This is a genomic window from Kribbella koreensis, from assembly GCF_039525325.1.
Lineage (GTDB): Bacteria > Actinomycetota > Actinomycetes > Propionibacteriales > Kribbellaceae > Kribbella > Kribbella koreensis.
In genome coordinates, this window is record NZ_BAAAHK010000028.1 from 20742 (window position 1) to 39722 (window position 18981).

At 67.7% G+C, this 18981-nt stretch carries 15 protein-coding genes; 2 read left to right on the forward strand and 13 right to left on the reverse strand.

Translation table 11 applies throughout. The features are described from left to right. Nucleotides 1–33: 33 nt before the first annotated feature. The 11 genes from ABD116_RS41550 to ABD116_RS41600 form a co-directional block, all read right to left on the reverse strand. Complete coding sequence (locus ABD116_RS41550; protein ID WP_343984235.1) at nt 34–1047, reverse strand: Gfo/Idh/MocA family protein; 1014 nt, start codon at nt 1045–1047, stop codon at nt 34–36. Then, complete coding sequence (locus ABD116_RS41555; protein WP_343984237.1) at nt 1044–1919, reverse strand: ATP-binding cassette domain-containing protein; 876 nt, start codon at nt 1917–1919, stop codon at nt 1044–1046. Before ABD116_RS41555 ends, ABD116_RS41550 begins: the two co-directional genes overlap by 4 nt. Then, nucleotides 1916–2962 carry an ABC transporter permease gene (locus ABD116_RS41560; protein ID WP_343984239.1) on the reverse strand — a complete coding sequence of 349 codons (1047 nt, stop codon included), beginning with the start codon at nt 2960–2962 and terminating at the stop codon, nt 1916–1918. Before ABD116_RS41560 ends, ABD116_RS41555 begins: the two co-directional genes overlap by 4 nt. 9 nt (nt 2963–2971) lie before the next feature. Next, the gene (locus tag ABD116_RS41565) at nt 2972–3967 is read right to left on the reverse strand and encodes a substrate-binding domain-containing protein (RefSeq protein WP_343984241.1); all 996 of its coding nucleotides are present in this window, start codon (nt 3965–3967) and stop codon (nt 2972–2974) included. 81 nt (nt 3968–4048) lie between these two features. Further along, nucleotides 4049–4945: a TIM barrel protein gene (locus tag ABD116_RS41570; protein WP_343984243.1), complete on the reverse strand. Its 897-nt coding sequence runs from the start codon at nt 4943–4945 to the stop codon at nt 4049–4051. Continuing rightward, entirely contained in the window at nt 4938–6869 is a 1932-nt protein-coding gene (gene iolD / locus ABD116_RS41575) for a 3D-(3,5/4)-trihydroxycyclohexane-1,2-dione acylhydrolase (decyclizing) (protein WP_343984245.1), read from the reverse strand. The genes ABD116_RS41570 and iolD overlap by 8 nt, the downstream gene beginning before the upstream one ends. A gap of 106 nt (nt 6870–6975) precedes the next feature. Beyond that, nucleotides 6976–7866: a 5-deoxy-glucuronate isomerase gene (iolB, locus tag ABD116_RS41580; RefSeq protein WP_343984247.1), complete on the reverse strand. Its 891-nt coding sequence runs from the start codon at nt 7864–7866 to the stop codon at nt 6976–6978. Nucleotides 7867–7912: 46 nt separating this feature from the next. Continuing rightward, nucleotides 7913–8785, reverse strand: coding sequence for a Cgl0159 family (beta/alpha)8-fold protein (locus tag ABD116_RS41585; RefSeq protein WP_343984304.1), 873 nt, complete (start codon nt 8783–8785; stop codon nt 7913–7915). Between the two features lie 209 nt (nt 8786–8994). Further along, a complete protein-coding gene (iolC, locus tag ABD116_RS41590) occupies nt 8995–9936 on the reverse strand; it encodes a 5-dehydro-2-deoxygluconokinase (RefSeq protein ID WP_343984249.1) in 942 nt (313 codons plus the stop codon). After that, entirely contained in the window at nt 9936–10817 is an 882-nt protein-coding gene (locus ABD116_RS41595) for a sugar phosphate isomerase/epimerase family protein (RefSeq protein WP_343984251.1), read from the reverse strand. Before ABD116_RS41595 ends, iolC begins: the two co-directional genes overlap by 1 nt. Then, the gene (locus tag ABD116_RS41600; RefSeq protein ID WP_343984253.1) at nt 10814–11815 is read right to left on the reverse strand and encodes a Gfo/Idh/MocA family protein; all 1002 of its coding nucleotides are present in this window, start codon (nt 11813–11815) and stop codon (nt 10814–10816) included. Before ABD116_RS41600 ends, ABD116_RS41595 begins: the two co-directional genes overlap by 4 nt. Nucleotides 11816–11976: 161 nt before the next feature. Here ABD116_RS41600 and ABD116_RS41605 point away from each other — a divergent pair, with 161 nt between their 5' ends. Together ABD116_RS41605 and ABD116_RS41610 are read left to right on the forward strand one after the other, a co-directional pair. Continuing rightward, nucleotides 11977–12714 (forward strand): GntR family transcriptional regulator, encoded by a 738-nt coding sequence (locus tag ABD116_RS41605; protein WP_343984255.1) that lies wholly within the window; start codon nt 11977–11979, stop codon nt 12712–12714. Nucleotides 12715–12733: 19 nt separating this feature from the next. Next, entirely contained in the window at nt 12734–13126 is a 393-nt protein-coding gene (locus tag ABD116_RS41610; RefSeq protein ID WP_343984257.1) for a hypothetical protein, read from the forward strand. A 3-nt stretch (nt 13127–13129) separates the two neighbouring features. On the opposite strand, the gene ABD116_RS41615 is transcribed toward ABD116_RS41610, so the two are convergent. Then, entirely contained in the window at nt 13130–13813 is a 684-nt protein-coding gene (locus ABD116_RS41615) for an IMP cyclohydrolase (RefSeq protein WP_343984259.1), read from the reverse strand. Nucleotides 13814–14049: 236 nt separating this feature from the next. Continuing rightward, nucleotides 14050–18909 carry an NAD-glutamate dehydrogenase gene (locus ABD116_RS41620; RefSeq protein WP_343984261.1) on the reverse strand — a complete coding sequence of 1620 codons (4860 nt, stop codon included), beginning with the start codon at nt 18907–18909 and terminating at the stop codon, nt 14050–14052. Nucleotides 18910–18981: the final 72 nt, after the last annotated feature.

Here is an 18981-nt window from a genome sequence, read left to right on the forward strand (position 1 = left end):
AGTCCTCATCCGTCGGCCTTCACTCGCCGGTCCTCATCCGAGGACCTCGTCGCGGGCGACCATCTCGACCTCGACCGGGCGGCCCTCCTGCAGTGACCGGACGCCGGCCGTGCAGACCGCCGCGGCCGCGTACCCGTCCCAGGCGCTCGGGCCGTCGATCTCGCCCTTCGCCGCGGCGTCCACCCAGCGCTGGACCTCGATGTCGTACGCGAGCCCGAACCGGACCCGGAAGTCGTCCGGCACCGCGCCACCCCAGTGTCCGGCCTGCTTGGTCAGTACGTCGACCCCGAGACCGATCGTCGCGCTGCCCTTCTCGGCGACAGCCTCACAGCGCACCTCGTACCCGACCTGGAAGTTCACGAACACCTCCACGTCGGCGATCGCGCCATTGGCCATCTCGAAGATCGCCAGCTGCGGATCGAGCACCCCTTCGGCGACCAGGCTGGTCGGCTTCGGGGCGTGCACGGTGATCCGCTTGATCTCGTCGTCGAACAGCCAGCGCGCCACGTCGACCTCGTGCACCAGGGAATCGCGCACGATCATCTCGCTACGGAAAGTCTCCGGGACCGTCTTGTTCCGGTGCACGTTGTGCAGCAACAGCGTCCGGCCGAGCTCACCGGAGTCCAACAGCTGCTTCAACCGCGCGTACTCCGGGTCGAACCGCCGCATGAACCCGACCTGGATCAACGACCGCCCCAGCTTGTGCTCCGCCTCGACCACCCGCAACGACGACTCGGCATCCATCGTCAACGGCTTCTCACAGAGCACCGGCTTCCCCTGCTCCAGACAAGCCATCAACTGCTCCCCATGAGCAAACCCCGGCGAGGCGATGATGACCGCATCGACCTCGTCATCACCGATCAACGCCAGTGGATCTCCAACCACCCGCACGTCGCCCAGCGCCGCAGCCAAGGTGGTTGCCCGCGCGGTGTCTGGGTCGGACACCGCGACGAGGCGGGCGCCTGAGATGCGGCGGGCGACCCGTTCGGCGTGGTCGGCGCCCATGGCTCCGACGCCGATGATGCCGATCCTGAGGTCCTGGGTCATGTGCTCTCCAGCGGGGATTGGATCCTGGCCGGCCCGTCGACCGGCCGTGCCACCGCACCTGCGTCGATGTCGCGCAGCTCGTGGCTGAGCGCCTCCAGCTCGGAACCACCGGCCATCTCGTTGGTCAGCTGCTCCAGCGTGATGTCGGCACGATGCGTGTCCAGCGCCACCCGGCCCAGCTTGAGTACGACGAAGTGGTTCCCGACCAGATACGCGTGGTGCGGGTTGTGGGTGATGAAGACGACGCCCAGCCCGGCATCGCGCGCCTTGACGATGTACTTCAGCACGACCCCCGACTGCTTGACGCCGAGCGCCGCCGTCGGCTCGTCCAGGATCAGCACCTTGGCGCCGAAGTAGATCGCCCGCGCGATCGCGATGCACTGCCGCTGACCACCCGACAGCATCCCGACCGGCTGATCGAGGTTGGGGATCGAGATCCCCATCTTGGTCAGCTCCTCCTGCGCGATCCGCGTCATCTGGCGGATGTCGAGCCGGCCGAACCCCTTGGTGATCTCGTTGCCGAGGAAGAAGTTCCGCCAGACCGACATCAGCGGCGCGAGCGCCAGGTCTTGATAGACCGTCGCGATCCCGCTGTCCAGCGACTCCCGCGGCGACTTGAACCGGCGCTCCTCACCGTTCACCGACAGCGTCCCGTCGGAGTGCTCGTGCAGGCCGGCGATGATCTTGATCAACGTCGACTTGCCCGCGCCGTTGTCGCCCAGCACGCAGGTGATCTCGCCCTGCCGGACCGCCAGCGAGACCCCGCGCAACGCGTTCACGTTGCCGTAGCTCTTGCCGACCTGGTCCAGGTGCACCACCGGGGTGGTCGGCCCGGCGGCCGCCTCGGCGTCGAAACTGCTCGTGGTGGTCATCGCGCTTCCGCCTTCTTCTTGACGACGAGGTTCACGATCGTGGCCAGCAGCAACATCACGCCCAGGAACGCCTTGAACCAGTCCGGGTTCCAGCCGGCGTACACGACGCCCAGCTGGACCATGCCGAAGATCAGCGCCCCGACCGCGCCGCCGACCACGGAGCCGTAGCCGCCGGTCAGCAGACAGCCGCCGACCACCGCCGCGATGATGTAGAGGAACTCCTTGCCGACACCCTCACCGGACTGCACGACTCCGTTCTGCGCGAACAGCAGGTGCATGCCGGTGAACCAGGCGAAGAAGCCGACCGCCATGAACAGGCCGATCTTGACCCGCTTCACCGGTACGCCGACCGCCCGGGCCGCGGCGGCGTCGCCACCGACCGCGAAGATCCAGTTGCCGATCTTGGTCTTCAGCAGGAACCAGGCGGCGATCGCGACGAAGACGATCCACCAGACGATGATGATCTTGACCGTGATCCCGCCCAGCTTGAACTGCGACGCGAACACGGCGTGGCCGGTGGAGAACCCGTCCATGTCGCTGATCGAGTTCGACGCCACGGCGCCCGACGTCAGCCGGGTCACCGCGATGTTCAGGCCTTGCAGGATGAAGAAGGTGCCGAGCGTCACCAGGAAGCTCGGCAGCCCGGTCTTCATCAGCAGCCAGCCGTTGAAGGCGCCGATCAGCAGAGCCAGCGCCAGCGACACGACCATGGCGAGCCAGACGTTGACGCTGAACTGGTACGCGAAGATGCCCGCGGTCAGACCGGCCGTCGTCACCGCGACGCCGGCCGACAGGTCGAACTCGCCGCCGACCATCAGCAGCGAGACCGGGACGGCCATGACACCGATCAGGGCGGCCCCGTACAGGATCGTCCCCACGTTGTTGATGTCCCGGAAGGGAGCCGCGGCGATCGCGAAGAAGATCAGAATCGCCGCCGCGCCGACCAGGGAGCCGATCTCCGGCCGGCTCAGCAGGCGGGCGCCCACCGACCGGGTGGAGACCCGGTCGTCGGCCGCCGCCGGCGTGGTGATCGTCGATGCCATGGCCGGACCTCAGCGCGTCCCGGCCGCGGCGTACTTCGCGACGGCCTCGATGTTCGACTTGTCGATGAACGCCGGCCCGGTGAGGGTCGCCTCGCCACCGCCGATCGTGTCGCCGTTGGTCTTGTTCAGCCAGATCGCGTCGACGGCCAGGTAACCCTGCAGGTACGGCTGCTGGTCGACGGCGAAGTCGACGGTGCCGTCCTGGACGGCCTTGGCCATCTCCTTGCTCATGTCGAAGCTGCCGATCTTGGCCGACGAGCCGGCGTCCTTGGCCGCCTGGACGGCGGTCAGCGCGACGCCCGCGTTCAGCGCCATCACGTAGTCGGCGCCCTTGTCCTGCTGCAGCTTCGAGGTGATCGTAGCCTGCGTCCCGGGCTGGTCGGCGCCGTCGACGTTCAGGTTCTCGACCGCGCCGAACTTGTCCTTGATGCCCTGGCAGCGCGCCTCGAGGCTGACGTTGCCCTGCTCGTGGATGACGCAGATGACCTTCTTGGCGCCGAGCGCCTTCAGCTTCTCACCGGTCGCCTGACCCGCGATCCGCTCGTCCTGACCGAAGTACCCGATCGCGCCGGAGGTCTTCCAGGTGTCCAGGCCGCCGTTGAGGACGGTCACCGGGATGCCGGCCGCCACCGCCTTCTTCACGTTCGGGATCACCGCGTCGGGCTTGTTCAGGGTGACCGCGATGCCGTCGACCTTGGAGTCGATCGCCGTCTGGACCAGGTTGGCCTGGCCGGCCCCGTCGGGGTCGGAGGAGTACTGCAGCTCGATGTTGTCCTTCTGCGCGGCCGCCTCGGCGCCGCGGCGGACGATGTCCCAGAAGGTGTCACCCTGCTTGGAATGGGTGATCAGGGCAACCTTCATCCGTGGCGTGGTCGCCACGTTGCCGGACGAGCCGCTCGCCTTCTCCTCCTCCTTCTTGCCGCCGGAGGAACTACAGGCGCCGAGCGCCGCGACGAGCACGAGCGCCGCCCCCGTGGCCACCGCCTTCTTCTGCCACCGAACCATGACTACCAACCAGCCTTTCAGACGTTCCGCGGTAACGCCGCGGCGTACGGATGTGACCAGAGAGCAATACTCTGCTGGTCGTCATACGGATACACCACCACCCCCGTGGGTCTGCAGATATTTCAGCGTTCGTGTCGCGATCGGTAGCGGCACGTCCGGCGGGCAGGGGTACATGTCCTGCTCGACGATCGCGAAAACATCCGCGTCGAGCCGCGCCAGCGCGTCCAGCACCGGCGCCAACTCGGGCACGCCCTGCGGCGGCTCGCACATCACGCCCCGCCGGACCGCCTCGTCGAACCCGATCCCGTCGGCCTCCGCCTGCGCGAGCACCACCGGATCGACCTGCTTCAGGTGCACATAACCGATCCGCTCCGGATACTTCCGGATCAGCTCGAGGTTGTCGCCGCCGCAATAGCTGATGTGGCCGGTGTCGAGGCAGAGGTTGACGTGCTCCCCGTCGGTCTCCTCGAGGAACCGCTCCACCGTCTCCTGGCTGTCCACGTGTCCGTCCGCATGCGGATGGAACTGCGTCTTCAGCCCGTACTCCGCGGCGATCCGCCGGCCGAGCTCGGTCACCTGCTTGCCGTGCCGGGCCTGCCCCTCGTGATCCAGCCGCGGCTCGATCACCTGACCGTCGTCGCCGCGCCACATCGACGGGATGACCACGAGGTGCTTGGCGCCCATCGCCGCGGCCAGCTCGGCAGCGGCCGAGACATCACGCCAGGTCGAGTCCCATGAGTCCGGCCGGTGCAGGTGCTCGAAGATCGTCCCGGCGGTCACTTCCAGGCCGCGCTTGTCCAGCTCTTCCTTCAGCCGGACGGGATCGGTCGGGAGATACCCGGGCGGGCCGAGCTCGATCCGCGTGTAGCCGGCCTCGGCGACCTCGTCGAGGAACCGCTGCCACGGGGTCTGCTTCTCGTCGTTCGCGAACCAGACGCCCCACGAGTCGGGCGCGCTGCCGATCTTGACGCTACCCATTGCGGCCTCCCGCGCTGGGCGCTTCGACCGGTGCGAGGTACGGCCTCTGCGCCTTCTTGGACTCCTCGTACTTCGCGGAGGCCGCGCGGGTCGAGTCGAGGCCGGACACCTGGCTGACCGGTACGTCCCACCACGACTCGCTGTCGGGGGCGCCGATCAGCGGGTCGGTCTTGACGTGGATCGCGATCGGGCCGTCGGCGGCTTTCGCAGTACCGATCGCCTTCTCCAGGTCGGCGCGACTGTTCACGTCGAGCACCTCGACGCCGAGGCTGCGCACGTTGGCGGCCAGGTCGACCGGCAGGTAGTCCCCGTCCAGCCGGCCGTCGCCTGAGCGCCGGCGGTACGCCGTACCGAACCTCTGTGAGCCAAGGGATTCCGACAACGCGCCGATCGAGGCGAAGCCGTGGTTCTGGACCAGGACGACGATGATCTTGACGTTCTCCTGGACCGCGGTGACGAGCTCGCTGGACATCATCAGGTACGACCCGTCGCCGACCAGGACGAAGACGTCGCGCTCGGGTGCGCCGAGGCGGACGCCCAGTCCGCCGGCGATCTCGTATCCCATGCAGGAGTAGCCATATTCGACGTGGTATCCCTTCGGATCGCGAGTCCGCCAGAGTTTGTGCAGGTCACCCGGCATCGAACCGGCTGCGCACACCACCACATCAGACGCCGCCGACAATTCGTTGACGGCGCCGAGGACCTCGCCCTGGGTGAGCAGTCCTTCGGCGAGTTTCGCCGTCACCTCCGCAGGCGGGTTGTAGGTGTTGTCCACAATCGCGTCCCACTGGGTTGCGAGCTCGGTCGTCAATGATCTGTACTGGTTCTCCACCGACCAACCGTCGAGCTGGGAAGCCAAGAAAACAAGGGCTTCCCGGGCGTCGGCGACGACAGGGAGACCAGCATGCTTGCCACCGTCGAAGCGCGCCACGTTGATATTGACGAACCGGACGTCCGGGTTCTGGAAGGCGGTCCGCGAGGCCGTTGTGAAGTCGGCGAAGCGGGTGCCGACGCCGATCACCAGGTCGGCCTCGCGGGCCAACGCGTTCGCGGCCGTCGTGCCCGTGGACCCGACCGCGCCGACCGACTGCGGGTGGTCGTAGCGCAGGGATCCCTTGCCTGCTTGGCTTTCCGCGACCGGGATGCCGGTCCGCTCGGCAAACTCGCGCAAGGCGTCCTGGGCGCGGGAGTAGGCGACGCCACCACCGGCCACGATCAGGGGTTTCTTCGAAGACCGGATGAGCTGTGCCGCTTTGTCGACAATCGATGCCTCGGGCAACGGGCGGGCGATGTACCAGGTGCGCTCGGCGAACAGCTCCTCGGGCCAGTCGAAGGCTTCTGCCTGCACGTCCTGCGGCAAGGCGATCGTGACCGCGCCGGTCTCGACCGGGTCGGTCAGCACGCGCATCGCGTTGAGCAGGGCGGAGGGTAGTTGCTCGGGGCGCCAGATCCGGTCGAAGTACTTCGAGACGGGGCGGAAGGCGTCGTTGACGGAGACGTCGCCGGCGGTCGTGCTCTCGAGTTCCTGCAGCACCGGCGTAGCCACCCGCGTGCTGAACACATCCGACGGAAGGAGCAATACAGGCAGCCGATTGACGGTCGCCAGGGCCGCCCCGGTGATCATGTTGGTCGAGCCGGGTCCGACGCTGGCCGTGCACGCGTAGGTCTGCAGGCGATCCCGGGTCCGCGCAAACGCCGAAGCGCTGTGCACCATCGCCTGCTCGTTGCGGGCAAGGATGTACGGCAACGCCTCCGGATCCTCCAGCTCGGACTGCAGCAAAGCCTGTCCGAGCCCAGCCACGTTACCGTGCCCAAAAATCCCGAAGCATCCGGCGAACAACCTCTGCCGCTCGCCATCCCGCTCCGAGTACTGAACGCTCAGAAATCGCACCAGCGCCTGCGCCACTGTGAGACGCACCGTCATCGCTCTCCTCCAAACCCCATAGCCACAGCCCAACCAGCAATCCCATCCGAACACACCGACCGCACCATCTCGGCCGCCGCAGGCCGTGGCCCGTTGGCCTGCGCCCTCACTCGGCGTTCCCGAACGGCAGCCTCGGGTCGATCTTCTCCGTCTTCCAGAGTTCGCGGACCCAGCCGTGGTGGGGGTCGTCGCTGATCAGCCACTCGCGTTCGGCACCGGGGCCGGCCATCACGTTCAGGTAGTACATGTCATAACCAGGAGGCGCCATCGCAGGACCATGCCAACCGTGTGGCACCAGGACCACATCCCCGCCGCGTACTTCTGCCAGTACGTCGATGGGGCGGTCGTCGGTGCCGTAGACCCGCTGGTAGCCGATCGGGTCGTTGCCCTTGACAACCTCAGGAGCATCGTCGGAGAGCTGCAGCTCGAAGTAGTAGATCTCCTCGAGCACACTCTCCTTACCAGGCTTGTGCTCGTCGTGCTTGTGCGGCGGGTACGACGACCAGTTCCCTGCCGGGGTGAGAACCTCGCAGGCGATGATCGAGTCGGCCTCGAGGACGGCCGGCGTACCGAAGTTCCGCACCTGCCGGGAGGCGACACCCGCACCTCGCAGTTCGGTCTCGACCTGCTCGACTCCGATCCGCCGGAACGGATAATCCGACGCCGCCCGCGCATGCGGGAACGCGATCCGGGCACCACCGGCGCTGACGACGGCCATCGTGGTGTTCCGCGGCACGTAGGCCAGATCGGTCGCGCCGGCGAACACGTCGGCACGGCCGCCCAGTGCGACGGTCTCGCCGTCGACGATCACCTCGGCCGACCCCGACAACGGCAACACCAGCCATTCGGAGTCCCCGGTCTCGATCTCGACGGATTGCCCCGGCCGGAGCGTACCGACGTACAGGCCGGTGTGTTCCCAGTCTTTCTCCCCCGGGCTGACAACCACATCGAAGCCATCCCGCGCCGTCGACCCCGCGGGCCGGAACCACTCGGTCATGCGACACCTCCGTCGACATCAGCTGCTCCGCGGACCTCGCGCGCGGTCATGCGGCGCCTCCGTGGACTAGGGATGAGGCTTGGTCTACGGCGGCGGCTACGTCGCCGTCGGGCGGGAAGAGGAGGGCTCGGCCTACGACGAGACCTCGGACGGAGGGGAGGCTCAAGGCTTTGCCCCAGGAGGCGTAGGTCTCTTCGGGGGCTACGGTCGGGTCGCCGCCGAGGAGGAGGGTCGGGAGCGTCGTGGCTTCCATGACGCGGGCCAGGTCGTCGACCACCGGGAGCTTGAGCCAGGTATAGGCGCTGGTGGCGCCGAGGCCGGAGGCGATGTGGATCGACTTGATGACCGAGTCCGGGTCGAGCAGGTTGGTGACGCGGCCGTCGCGGCGTACCGACCAGAACGGTTCGACCATCGCCATCAGTTTGCGTTCGGCGAGTTCGGTGACCGCCTGCGCGCTGCTCTCCAGCGTGGCGACCGTACCGGGGTCGTCGAGGCAGATCCTGGTCAGCATCTTGCCGCCGTCCAGCCGGCGCCCGGCGATGTCATCCGCCGTACCGTAAGCCGTGAACCGGTCGTCCAGCTCGAACGACGCGCCTTGCAGGCCGCCACGGTTCATCGACCCGATCACGACCTTGCCCTCGAGCGCGCCGAGCAGCAGCAGGTCCTCGAGGATGTCCGGCGTCGCGAGCACACCGTCGACGCCCGGCCGGCGCAGCGCAGTACACAGCCGATCGATCAACGCCGGCCGACTGGCCATCGCCATCCGATCGTCCCGCACGCCCAGCGCACCCCGAGCCGGATGATCTGCCGCCACAATCAGCAGCCGCCCATCCTCCCCCACCAACTCCCGCCGCCGCCGCTGCTGCCACCCCTCAGCAATCCGCTCCGGATACCGCACCCTGATCTCAGTCGGATTCACCCCAACCCCCAGTTCAGAACCCGCCCAACCACCACTTGCCCCGCCACCTCGCGGGCTCACCATCCTCGCTTCAACGCCGCCGTCACCCAGCACACCCTTGCCAGCACCACCGGCGGCGCTGGTCTGCTCAGCGCTGGTCTCGTGGGGTTCGCCTCCGCGGGGTTTGCTTGCGTACAGCCCGGTCTCGCCGAGGTCGTCGCCGTCGGCGGTCATGCGGAGTTCTCCAGGAGGGCCAGGACTTCGGATTCGGTGGGCATGGCGGTGGAGCATTCGAGGCGGGAGGCGACGATGGCGCCGGCGATGTTGGCGAAGCGGATGACCTTCTCCAGCGGCCAGCCGGCCAGCAGGCCGTGGCAGAGGGCGCCACCGAAGCCGTCGCCAGCGCCTAGGCCGTTGACTACCTCCACCGGGAAGGGCGGGACCTCCACGCGTTCGTCGCGGGTGCGGGCCAGGGTGCCTTTCGGGCCTTGCTTGACGACGGCCAGGTCGAGTCCGCGATCCAGCAGAGCTTGGGCCGCCTTGTCGGGATCCGTCTCGCCGACGGCGACCTCGCACTCCTCTCGGTTGCCCACAGCAACCGTGCAGTGCTGCAGCGCCCGCTCGACCTGCTCGTGCGCCTCACTCGGATCTGCCCAGAACATCGGCCGGTAGTCCAGGTCGAGGACCGTGAACTTCCGGCGTTCCCGAGCCTCCCACGCGGTGAAGTGCGCGGTCCGCGACGGCTCCGCCGACAACCCGGTGACCGTCGACCAGTAGATCGACGCCTCGCGAACAGCGTCCAGATCGAGCTCGGACGGGTTGATCACCAGGTCCGGCGCCTTCGGGAACCGGTAGAAGTACAAGGGGAAGTTGTCCGGCGGGAAGATCTCGCAGAACGTGATCGGCGTCGGCAACCCGTCGACCGGCGTCACGAACCGATCGTCGACACCCAGCTCCAGCAGCGACCGATGGATGAAGGTGCCGAACGGATCGTTCCCGGTCCGGCTGATCACCGCCGACTTCCGGCCGTGCCGGGCGGCGGCGACGGCGACGTTGGTCGCGCTCCCGCCGAGGAACTTGCCGAAGCTCTCGACATCCTCCAGATGCGTCCCCGTCTGCAGCGGATACAGGTCGACCCCGATCCGCCCGATGGTGAGTACGTCGTCCGCCATCAAACCGCCTCCGCGATCCGCCGCAGGTGCTCGATACTCGCCCGTACGTCGGCCAGCGGCCCGTCCCCATCAGGTCGCCCAGCCAGAATCGTGTCCTGCTCCAGCACGTACCAGCCGTCATACCCGGACTTCTCCAGCGCCGACACGATCGTCGCCAGGTCGATGTCACCGCCACCCAACGGGCGGTACATCCCGGCCCGTACGGCGTCCGTGTAGCTGACCTCGCCCGACTGCACCTTCAAGGCCCACGAAGCGTCCACGTCCTTGAGATGCGTGTGCTTGATCCGCGCAGTGTGCTTCAACGCCAACGCCACCGGATCGACCCCGCCGATCAACAGGTGCCCGGTATCGAGCGTGAGCCCGATCGTCGAGCCCGCAAGCACGCGGTCGACATCAGCCGCGTTCTCGACCATCGTGCCGACGTGCGGGTGCAGTGTCGCCGTGATCCCCTGCTTGGCGGCCAGCCCGGCCAGCGCGTCGAGGTTGGCCAGCAACGTCGCCCAGCCCGCGTCGTCAAGTACAGGCCTATCGTCATACCCATCAAGACCTGTCGCGGCCGCAAGTACCAATGTGCTGGCCCCGGCAGCGACAAACCCTTCCAGAGCACGCGCGACCTCAGGAGCCGGATCGTGCGAAGGGTCGTGCAGTACGACGGGTACGAACCCGCCGACCGCCCGCAACCCGAGATCCGCGAGCGCCTTCGCCTTCTCGGCCGGATCGTCAGGCAGGAACCCGTCCGGCCCGAACTCGGTCGCCGCGATGCCCACCTCGCGCATCTGCGCCAGCACCGTCTCTGGGTCGTACTGCCAACCCCAGTCCGGGACCTCGCAGACACCCCACGAGATGGGCGCTCCGGCGATCCTGGTGGCAACGTCACTCATCGGCCGATCTCCTCCAGAAGTACGACGCGGTTCTCGCGTCGGGACAGTTCACATGCGTCGGCAATTCGGAAGGCCTGCAAAGCATCGCGGACCGTGCAAGGGACAGGGCGGGCGCCGGCGACCACCTCGGTGAAAGCCGTCAGCTCGGCGACGTAGGCCGGCTGGAACCGGTCCATGAAGGTGCTGTGCGACTGCCCGCCGGGGAACGTCACGCCAGGCTCGGCCGACCGCAAGGCGGTGTGCTCGTCGAGGCCGACGGCGATCGAGCCGAGTGAACCGAGCACCTCCATCCGTACGTCGTGGCCGGCCGCGTTGTAGCGGGTGCCGCTCACCGCGACGAAGGTGCTGTCGTCGAGGGTCAGCAGCGCGGCGGCGGCGTCGATGTCGCCGTACTCGCCGAAGAACGACTCGCCGCGGTTGGCGCCGGTGGCGAAGACGCTGGCCACCTCGCGACCGGTGACGAACCGGATGATGTCGAAGTCGTGGACGGTGCAGTCGCGGAAGAAGCCGCCGCTGGTCGGGATGTACTCGCGCGGCGGCGGGAACGCGTCGTTGGTGTTGGCCCGGATGTGGTGGATGAAGCCGAGCTCACCGCTTGCGACCTGCTCCTGCGCCGAGCGATAGCCGGCGTCGAAGCGGCGCTGGAAACCGATGTGCACCGGAACGTCCGAGCCCTCGACCAGCTCGACGATCCGCTGGGTCTCACCGAGATCGATCGCGACCGGCTTCTCGCAGAAGGTCGGAATGCCCGCCGCGACGGCCTGCTCGATGAGCGCCGCGTGAGCCGAGGTGGCCGCGGCGATGACGAACCCGTCGATGCCACTGGCCAGCAGATCGTCCACGGAGGCCGCGAACTCCAGGCCGAGATCCTTGGCGACCAGCTCCGCCCGGCTCGCCTCGACGTCGGTGACGACGACCTGCTCCACCGCCGCCAGACTCTTCAGCGTCGCGGCGTGGAACGCCCCGATCCGCCCGGTTCCGACCAACCCGATTCGCATCCTGGCATCCCTCTCGTCAAGGCTCGCGGCTGTCCGCCGGACCAGCCTCCCGCGGTGCTGGTTCGCCCCGTCAGCTTTGCTGGCCGCACCAGGCGTGTCAATACTTTGTAAGCACATTTTCACGTCGGGACATACAAACCTCCTTCCTGTAACATCCGGACATGGCCGCCCTCCCGATCCAGATCGATCGGACGAGCCCGGTGCCGCTCTATCACCAGCTCGCCGAGCAGCTGACCGCCGCGATCAGCGACGGCACGCTGCGCCCGGGCGACCCGTTCGAGAACGAGCTGGCGATGTCCGGCCGGCTCAGCCTGTCCCGGCCGACGGTCCGCCGGGCGATCTCCGAGCTGGTCAACAAGGGGCTGCTGGTCCGCCGCCGGGGCATCGGCACGACGGTCGCCAACCAGATGGTCCATCGGCGCGCGGAGCTGACCAGCCTGTACGACGATCTGGTCCGTGAGGGTCGCACTCCGCGTACCGAAGTACTGTCCCTGGTCTGTGCCGCTCAGGACGACCGAGCCGCCGAGGCGCTCAGCCTTTCGTCCGGCACCCCGCTGGTCTCCATCGTCAGGCTCCGGTACGCCGGCGACCAACCGCTCGCGATCCTCCGCAACTGGTTGCCCCCGGCAATGGACGACCTGACCACCGAACTCCTCGAAACCGATGGCCTGTACGCCGTACTCCGCGCCCGCGGCATCCGCCCCACCGTCGCCCGCCAGCGCATCGGCGCCCGCAACGCGACCGCCGAGGAACGCCGCACCCTCCACATGTCCAAGGCCGAACCCCTGGTCACCATGACCCGCAGCGCCTACGACGCCGACGGCTCCCCCGTCGAATTCGGCGACCACTGCTACCGAGCCGACCAGTACTCCGTAGACGTCATCGTCTCCGAACGCTGACCAGTGTCATCATCTGCCAATGACAGATGATGAGCCGATCGTCGTTCGCCCACTCGCGGTCGACGACGACAGCTTCCTCAACCCGCCGCCGGGAGCACCCGCCTACTACGGATTCCCGGTCTTGGACGAGACGGAGGTCGATGGCTTCCGCTTCGGGATGATCACGGACTTTCTGTCGGCGCCGGACACCTACGGCGACGGCTTCGTGGTGGCACCCGACAACTCGCGCGCCGGGCTGATCTGGCAGTCGGAGACTGCCGTGCACTTCAACGAGAGGACGCCAGCGGGTCACAACCGCTGGGGTCTGTTCGGCGTGGGGCTGCCGCTGCCCATGCGTACTGTCGAAGACGCCAAGGCCTACCTGGCAGCCTTGCTCCCGGAGCTGAAGCCGCGCTGGGAGAGCTCCCGCTGAAGCTCAGCGGGAGCGGACGATCGAGGCTTCGAAGGTTTCTACGTGGAGGGGGATTACTACGAGGGCTACTCGCAGCGTTGGGTTGAGGCGGTTCCAGAGGAGGTCGGGGAGGGATTCCCATTCCTCGTTGACGGCTACGACGATGGGGTAGCCGTCGGTGACTACCTCCGCGGCGGTGCCGGAGTAGGTGTTGACTACGCCTGCGGTTGCTTCTTCGGAGCGGCGGAGGAACAGGGATGGGTGCTGGACCTGGTCGGCGGAGTATGAGCGGGCGGAGCCGACGACGACGTCCATCAGCTCGGGGCCTTCGGTGACGGCGCCGGCGAAGATCCGGGGAGTGCGGATGGGTGGGTCGGGCTCGTAGTCGATGTTACGGAGTACCACCTGGAGGTCGACGCAGTCGCCGTGTGCGGCGGCTAGTTCGTGGACGTGGCTGCCGTTGCCGACGATGACCCAGTCCTCGGTGCGGATCGCGGCCGTGTAGTGCCGCAGGTCGTCCGAGCCGCCACCGGCCAGGTCCTGTACGACGATCTCGTACTCCGAAACGACCAGCTCCCGTTGCTGGGACGCTGGACTCCGCCCGGTCAGCCAGTAGGCGGCAAACGGCACACCGTCGACATCCCGCCCGATCGCCACTCCACGCCCCGGATACTCACTGCGCCCCACCAGATCCTCAAGCGTCGCCACCCCCCGAGCCTAGCGCCCACCACGGCGACCCCCGCCCCTTGCGGCGACCTCGGACACCAACCGGTGACCGTGAACAGGAAATAACGTGTTCAACCCCACCGCTTGGTGTTCAAGCCCGCCGCTTGGTGTTCAAGCCCACTACTTGTGGGCTTGAACACGGAGTGGCGACCTCGGACGCGAAGTGGTGGGCTCGGACGCGAAGTGGTGGGCTCGGACAGGAAGTGGTGGTGTGGCGGTCAGGCCTGGTTGTTGAGGAGGGTGCGGACCAGGCGGAGGCCTACCGAGAGGTGGGCCAGTTCGGGGCCTTCCGTCTCGACGATCTCTTCCATCATCGTGGCGGCGCGGGACAGGGCCGTCGAGTTCAGGTCCTGCCAGGCCCGGACACGGTCTTCTGGCTCGGCAGTGGCATCAGTCGACGCCAGCACCTGACGGGTGAGCCGTGCGTGGACCGCGTGCAGGTCGTCGCGCAGAGCAGCCCGCGCCATCGTCTGCCAGCGGTCCGTCCGCGGCAGCCCGATGATGCGCTCCAGGAACAGCCCGAGCTGCAGCCGCTCCCCCAGCGCGAAGTGGACCTTGGCGACCTCCAGTACGTCGAGATCGGCCCGGTCCGCCGTCTCCACGATCCCCAGCGCCGCGTACGCCGGTGGCAGCACCGCGATCCGAGTCGCGAAATCCTCCGGCACCCCCTGGGCCAGCAACGCCTCACGCCGCTGCTCGTACAGAGCCAGCTCACGACCCCGCAGTACCTCCGGAAGCGCAGCGGTCAGCTTGGCGATCCCCGGCGCGAAGAACTCGATCAGCTCGGCGATGTCGACCGGAGACCGCCGGTTCGACACCAGCCACCGGGTCGCCCGCTCCACCAGCGTCCGCGTCTCCAACCGCATCGCGGTCTGGGTCGCGGCGTCCACGATGTTGTCGAGCTCGGCGTTGCGAGCCAACAGCTCCGGCTGGGCGAAGATCCGCGACGCGGCCAGGTTCGCCCGTACGACGTCCTCGACCGACCCGCCCGTCTCCAGCGACAACCGGTGGTACGCCGTGATGCCCGACGAGTTGATGAACTCGTTCACCACCTGCGTGGTGATGATCTCGCGACGCAGCTGGTGCGACTTCATCGGCTCGGCGAACCGGTCCTGGATCGCCTTCGGGAAGTACGACACCAGTTTGGCGGCCAGGTAGTCGTCATCGGGCAGCGACGTCTTGAGCAGCTCGGCCTCGAGCACGATCTTCGTGTACGCGATCAGCACCGACAGCTCAGGCGAGGTCAGCCCACGCCCCTCGGCCTTGCGCCGCTTGAACTCCGCGACGCTCGGCAGGAACTCCAGCTCCCGGTCGAGCAGGCCTTGCTTCTCCAGCCGCCGGACCCAGTCCTGGTGGACGTGCATCAGCGCCGCCGCCTGCGCGGTCGCGTTGGCCAGCCCGATGTTCTGCCGGTAGTTCGACTTCAGCACCAGCGCGGCGACCTCGTCGGTCATCGACGCGATCACGTCGTTGCGCTGCTTCTCGGTCAGATCGCCGTCGGCGACCACCTTGTCGAGCAGGATCTTGATGTTCACCTCGTGGTCGGAGGTGTCCACGCCGGCCACGTTGTCGATGAAGTCGGTGTTGATCCGGCCGCCGGCGGTCGCGTACTCGATCCGGCCGAGCTGGGTGAAGCCGAGGTTGCCGCCCTCACCGACCGCGCGCGCCCGCAGGTCCGCGCCGTTGATCCGGATCGCGTCGTTGGCCTTGTCGCCGACGTCGGCGTGCGTCTCCGAGGCAGCCTTCACGTACGTACCGATGCCGCCGTTCCAGAACAGGTCGACCGGCGCCTTGACGATCGCCTGCATCAACTCGTTCGGCGTCAGCGCGTCCGGGTGCCCCTCCAGGCCGAGCGCCGCCCGGACCTCGGCCGAGATCGGGATCGCCTTGTCCGTCCGCGGGTAAACGCCGCCACCGGCCGAGATCAGGTCGGCGTCGTAGTCCGCCCACGACGACCGCGGCAGGTCGAACAACCGCCGCCGCTCAGCGAACGAAACCGCAGCGTCGGGGTTGGGGTCGAGGAAGATGTGCCGGTGGTCGAACGCCGCGACCAGCCGGATGTGCTCCGACAGCAACATCCCGTTGCCGAAGACATCACCCGACATGTCACCCACACCGACCACGGTGAAGTCAGCGTTCTGGCAGTCGTGGCCCATCTCGCGGAAGTGCCGCTTGACCGATTCCCAGGCACCTCGCGCGGTGATCCCCATCGCCTTGTGGTCATACCCGACCGAGCCACCCGAGGCAAAGGCGTCACCCAGCCAGAACCCGTACTCCTTGGCGACCCCGTTCGCGATGTCCGAGAACGTCGCCGTCCCCTTGTCCGCCGCGACCACCAGATAGGCGTCGTCACCGTCATAACGCACAACGGAAGCAGGCGGAACGATGTCCCCGGCAACGATGTTGTCGGTGATGTCCAGAAGCCCCGAAATAAAGGTCTTGTACGACGCGATGCCCTCGGCGAGCCAAGCGTCGCGATCAGCAGCAGGGTCCGGCAGCTGCTTGGCGTAGAACCCGCCCTTCGCACCCACCGGCACGATCACCGAGTTCTTCACCATCTGCGCCTTCACCAGGCCCAGCACCTCGGTCCGGAAGTCCTCCCGCCGGTCCGACCAGCGCAACCCACCCCGCGCGACGGCGCCGAAGCGCAGGTGCACACCCTCGACCCGCGGCGAGTACACGAAGATCTCGTACGCCGGCCGCGGCTGCGGCAGGTCCGGAATCGCCTTGGGCTCCAGCTTGAACGAGATGTACGTCCGGGGAGAGCCGTCCGCTGCCGGGAGGAAGTAGTTCGTCCGCAGCGTCGCCTTGATGACGGTCAGGTACGACCGCAGGATCCGGTCCTCGTCGAGGCTCTTCACCGTGTCGAGCGCGGTGCCGATCTCCTTCTGCAACTGCTCGACCGCGATCATCCGGTTCGGGTCGTCAGCCGCGCCCCGGGCCGGGTCGAAGCTCGTCTCGAACAGCTGGACGAGCAGCTTGGCGATGTCCACGTGGTTGAGGAACGTGTTCTCGATGTAGCTCTGGCTGAACGGGGTCCCGCCCTGCCGGATGTACCGCTGGTACGCCCTCAGGATGGAGACCTGACGCCAGCTGAGGCTGCCCCGCAGTACCAGGGCGTTGAGCGCGTCGCTCTCCGCCTTGCCCTGCCACACGGCCTGGAAGGTGTCGGAGAAGAGCCCACGCAGCTCCTCCTTCTCCTCAGAGCCCTGCGGCGCCCGGAGCCCGAAGTCATAGATGTACGCCGTACCGCTGGGCCGGCGGATCTCGTACGGCCGCTCGTCGATCACCTCGACGCCCATGTGGGTCAGCAGCGGGAGTACCTGCGACAGCGAGAGCGCGGTGCCGGTCCGGTAGACCTTGAAGCGGCGTTCGCCCTCCCATGCCTCGTCGATCGGGCTGTAGAGCGACATGGCCAGCCCGTCCTGAGCGGGCAGACCGTCCAGGATGGTCACGTCGCGCACGGCGACCCGGGCGTCGAAGTCTTCCTTGTATGCCTCGGGGAAGGCACCCGCATACTGGCTGGCCAGCCGTGTGACGGCGCCATCGCCGCCTAGGGCGTGCAGCGCGACGTTGAAGTCGTCCTGCCAGGCACGGGTCGCCTCGACGACCTTCTGCTCGAGGATCTCGGCGTCGAAGTCGCCCACTGTCTCGCCCTGCTTCATCCGGACGACGAAGTGCACCCGGGCGAGCACGGACTCCGTCACGTAGGCGGCGTAGTCGACCGACTCGGCGCCGATCGCGTCCTTGAGGATCTGCTGCATCTTGAGCCGGACGGCCGTGGTGTAGCGGTCGCGCGGCAGGTAGACGAGGCAGGAGAGGTACCGGTTGTAGACGTCGCGGCGGACGAACAGCTTGACCGCACGGCGCTCCTGCAGGTGCAGTACGGACTGCACGATCGGCAGTAGGTCCTCTACGGGCGCCTGCAGCAGCTCGTCGCGGGGGTAGGTCTCCAGCACGTCCAGCAGGCCCTTGCCGCTGTGACTGTTGGGGTCGAAGCCGGTCTGCGCGAACAGCTCGATCGCCTTGCGGCGTAGTACCGGGACCTGCATGACGCTCTCGGTGTATGCCGTGGAGGAGAGCAGGCCGATGAACCGGCGCTCGGAGACGGGCTCGCCGTTCTCGTCGAACTGCTTGATGCCGACGTAGTCGAGGTACGACGAGCGGTGCACCGTCGAGCGCGAGTTGGCCTTGGTGAGGATCAGCAGCTTGCGCTCACGGGCCTTGGCGCTCACCTCGGGCGGCAGCTTGCCGGCGTTCTCGTCGAGCTTCGGGTCCGGCCGCAGGATGCCCAGGCCGGTGCCCGGTACGCCGCGCAGGACGCCCTGCTCGCCTTCCATCGTGAAGCTGTACTCGCGGTAGCCCAGGAAGGTGAAGTGCTCGTCAGCGAGCCACTCCAGCAGCTCCTTGGCCTCCTCGACCTCGTTCGCGCCGACCGGCAGCTTGGACGGGTCTAGCGACTCGGCGATCGAGACGGCCTTCTCGTGCATCTTCGGCCAGTCCTCGACGGCCTCGCGCACGTCACCGAGCACGCGCTGCAGGGCCTGCTCCAGCTCGCGGTGCTCCGCGGGGTCGGCGATCCGCTCGACCTCCAGGTGCATCCAGCTCTCCCGGACCAGGTCGTGCTCGTCCGCGGCGGCCGCGTCGTCGAGCACCTCCTGCAGGGTGCCGGCGATGTCGCGGCGGACCACGAACTGCGGGTGCACGAGCAGCTGCAGCTCGAGGTTGTGGTCGGTGATCACCATCGACGCGCTGTCGACCAGGAACGGCATGTCGTCGATCACGATCTCGACCACGGTCCGGCCGTTCGCCGACCAGCCATGCTCCTCGACGGTCGGCGTGAAGACGTGCACCTTGGCGGTGCCCTGCGGCCGGGTGAGCGCGGACTTGTAGTGGTGCTTGGCGGCGCCCAGACAGTCGGTCGGCTGCCGCTCGGCGACGTCCTCGGCGGCGACGTAGCGGTAGTACCGCTCCAGGAAGGTCCGCAACTTACCCGAGTCGACCTCGTTGCCGTGCGACCCTGCGGCCACCGCCTTGGCGAGCACATCCGCCTTCTGGACGTCCAGCTTGCTCTGCATTCCCCACCGTCTCCACGCGTGACAAAAGCGGCGCTCTGCGCCGAGAGACACGACTCTGTGCCCCTCCTCAGA

Excerpts from the sequence above, each read along its gene's own strand:
- ABD116_RS41550 (WP_343984235.1), bottom strand. The coding sequence starts at position 1,047 with ATGACCCAGGACCTCAGGATCGGCATCATCGGCGTCGGAGCCATGGGC.
- ABD116_RS41555 (WP_343984237.1), bottom strand. The coding sequence starts at position 1,919 with ATGACCACCACGAGCAGTTTCGACGCCGAGGCGGCCGCCGGGCCGACC.
- ABD116_RS41560 (WP_343984239.1), bottom strand. The coding sequence starts at position 2,962 with ATGGCATCGACGATCACCACGCCGGCGGCGGCCGACGACCGGGTCTCC.
- ABD116_RS41565 (WP_343984241.1), bottom strand. The coding sequence starts at position 3,967 with ATGGTTCGGTGGCAGAAGAAGGCGGTGGCCACGGGGGCGGCGCTCGTG.
- ABD116_RS41570 (WP_343984243.1), bottom strand. The coding sequence starts at position 4,945 with ATGGGTAGCGTCAAGATCGGCAGCGCGCCCGACTCGTGGGGCGTCTGG.
- iolD (WP_343984245.1), bottom strand. The coding sequence starts at position 6,869 with ATGACGGTGCGTCTCACAGTGGCGCAGGCGCTGGTGCGATTTCTGAGC.
- iolB (WP_343984247.1), bottom strand. The coding sequence starts at position 7,866 with ATGACCGAGTGGTTCCGGCCCGCGGGGTCGACGGCGCGGGATGGCTTC.
- iolC (WP_343984249.1), bottom strand. The coding sequence starts at position 9,936 with ATGGCGGACGACGTACTCACCATCGGGCGGATCGGGGTCGACCTGTAT.
- ABD116_RS41595 (WP_343984251.1), bottom strand. The coding sequence starts at position 10,817 with ATGAGTGACGTTGCCACCAGGATCGCCGGAGCGCCCATCTCGTGGGGT.
- ABD116_RS41600 (WP_343984253.1), bottom strand. The coding sequence starts at position 11,815 with ATGCGAATCGGGTTGGTCGGAACCGGGCGGATCGGGGCGTTCCACGCC.
- ABD116_RS41605 (WP_343984255.1), top strand. The coding sequence starts at position 11,977 with ATGGCCGCCCTCCCGATCCAGATCGATCGGACGAGCCCGGTGCCGCTC.
- ABD116_RS41610 (WP_343984257.1), top strand. The coding sequence starts at position 12,734 with ATGACAGATGATGAGCCGATCGTCGTTCGCCCACTCGCGGTCGACGAC.
- ABD116_RS41620 (WP_343984261.1), bottom strand. The coding sequence starts at position 18,909 with ATGCAGAGCAAGCTGGACGTCCAGAAGGCGGATGTGCTCGCCAAGGCG.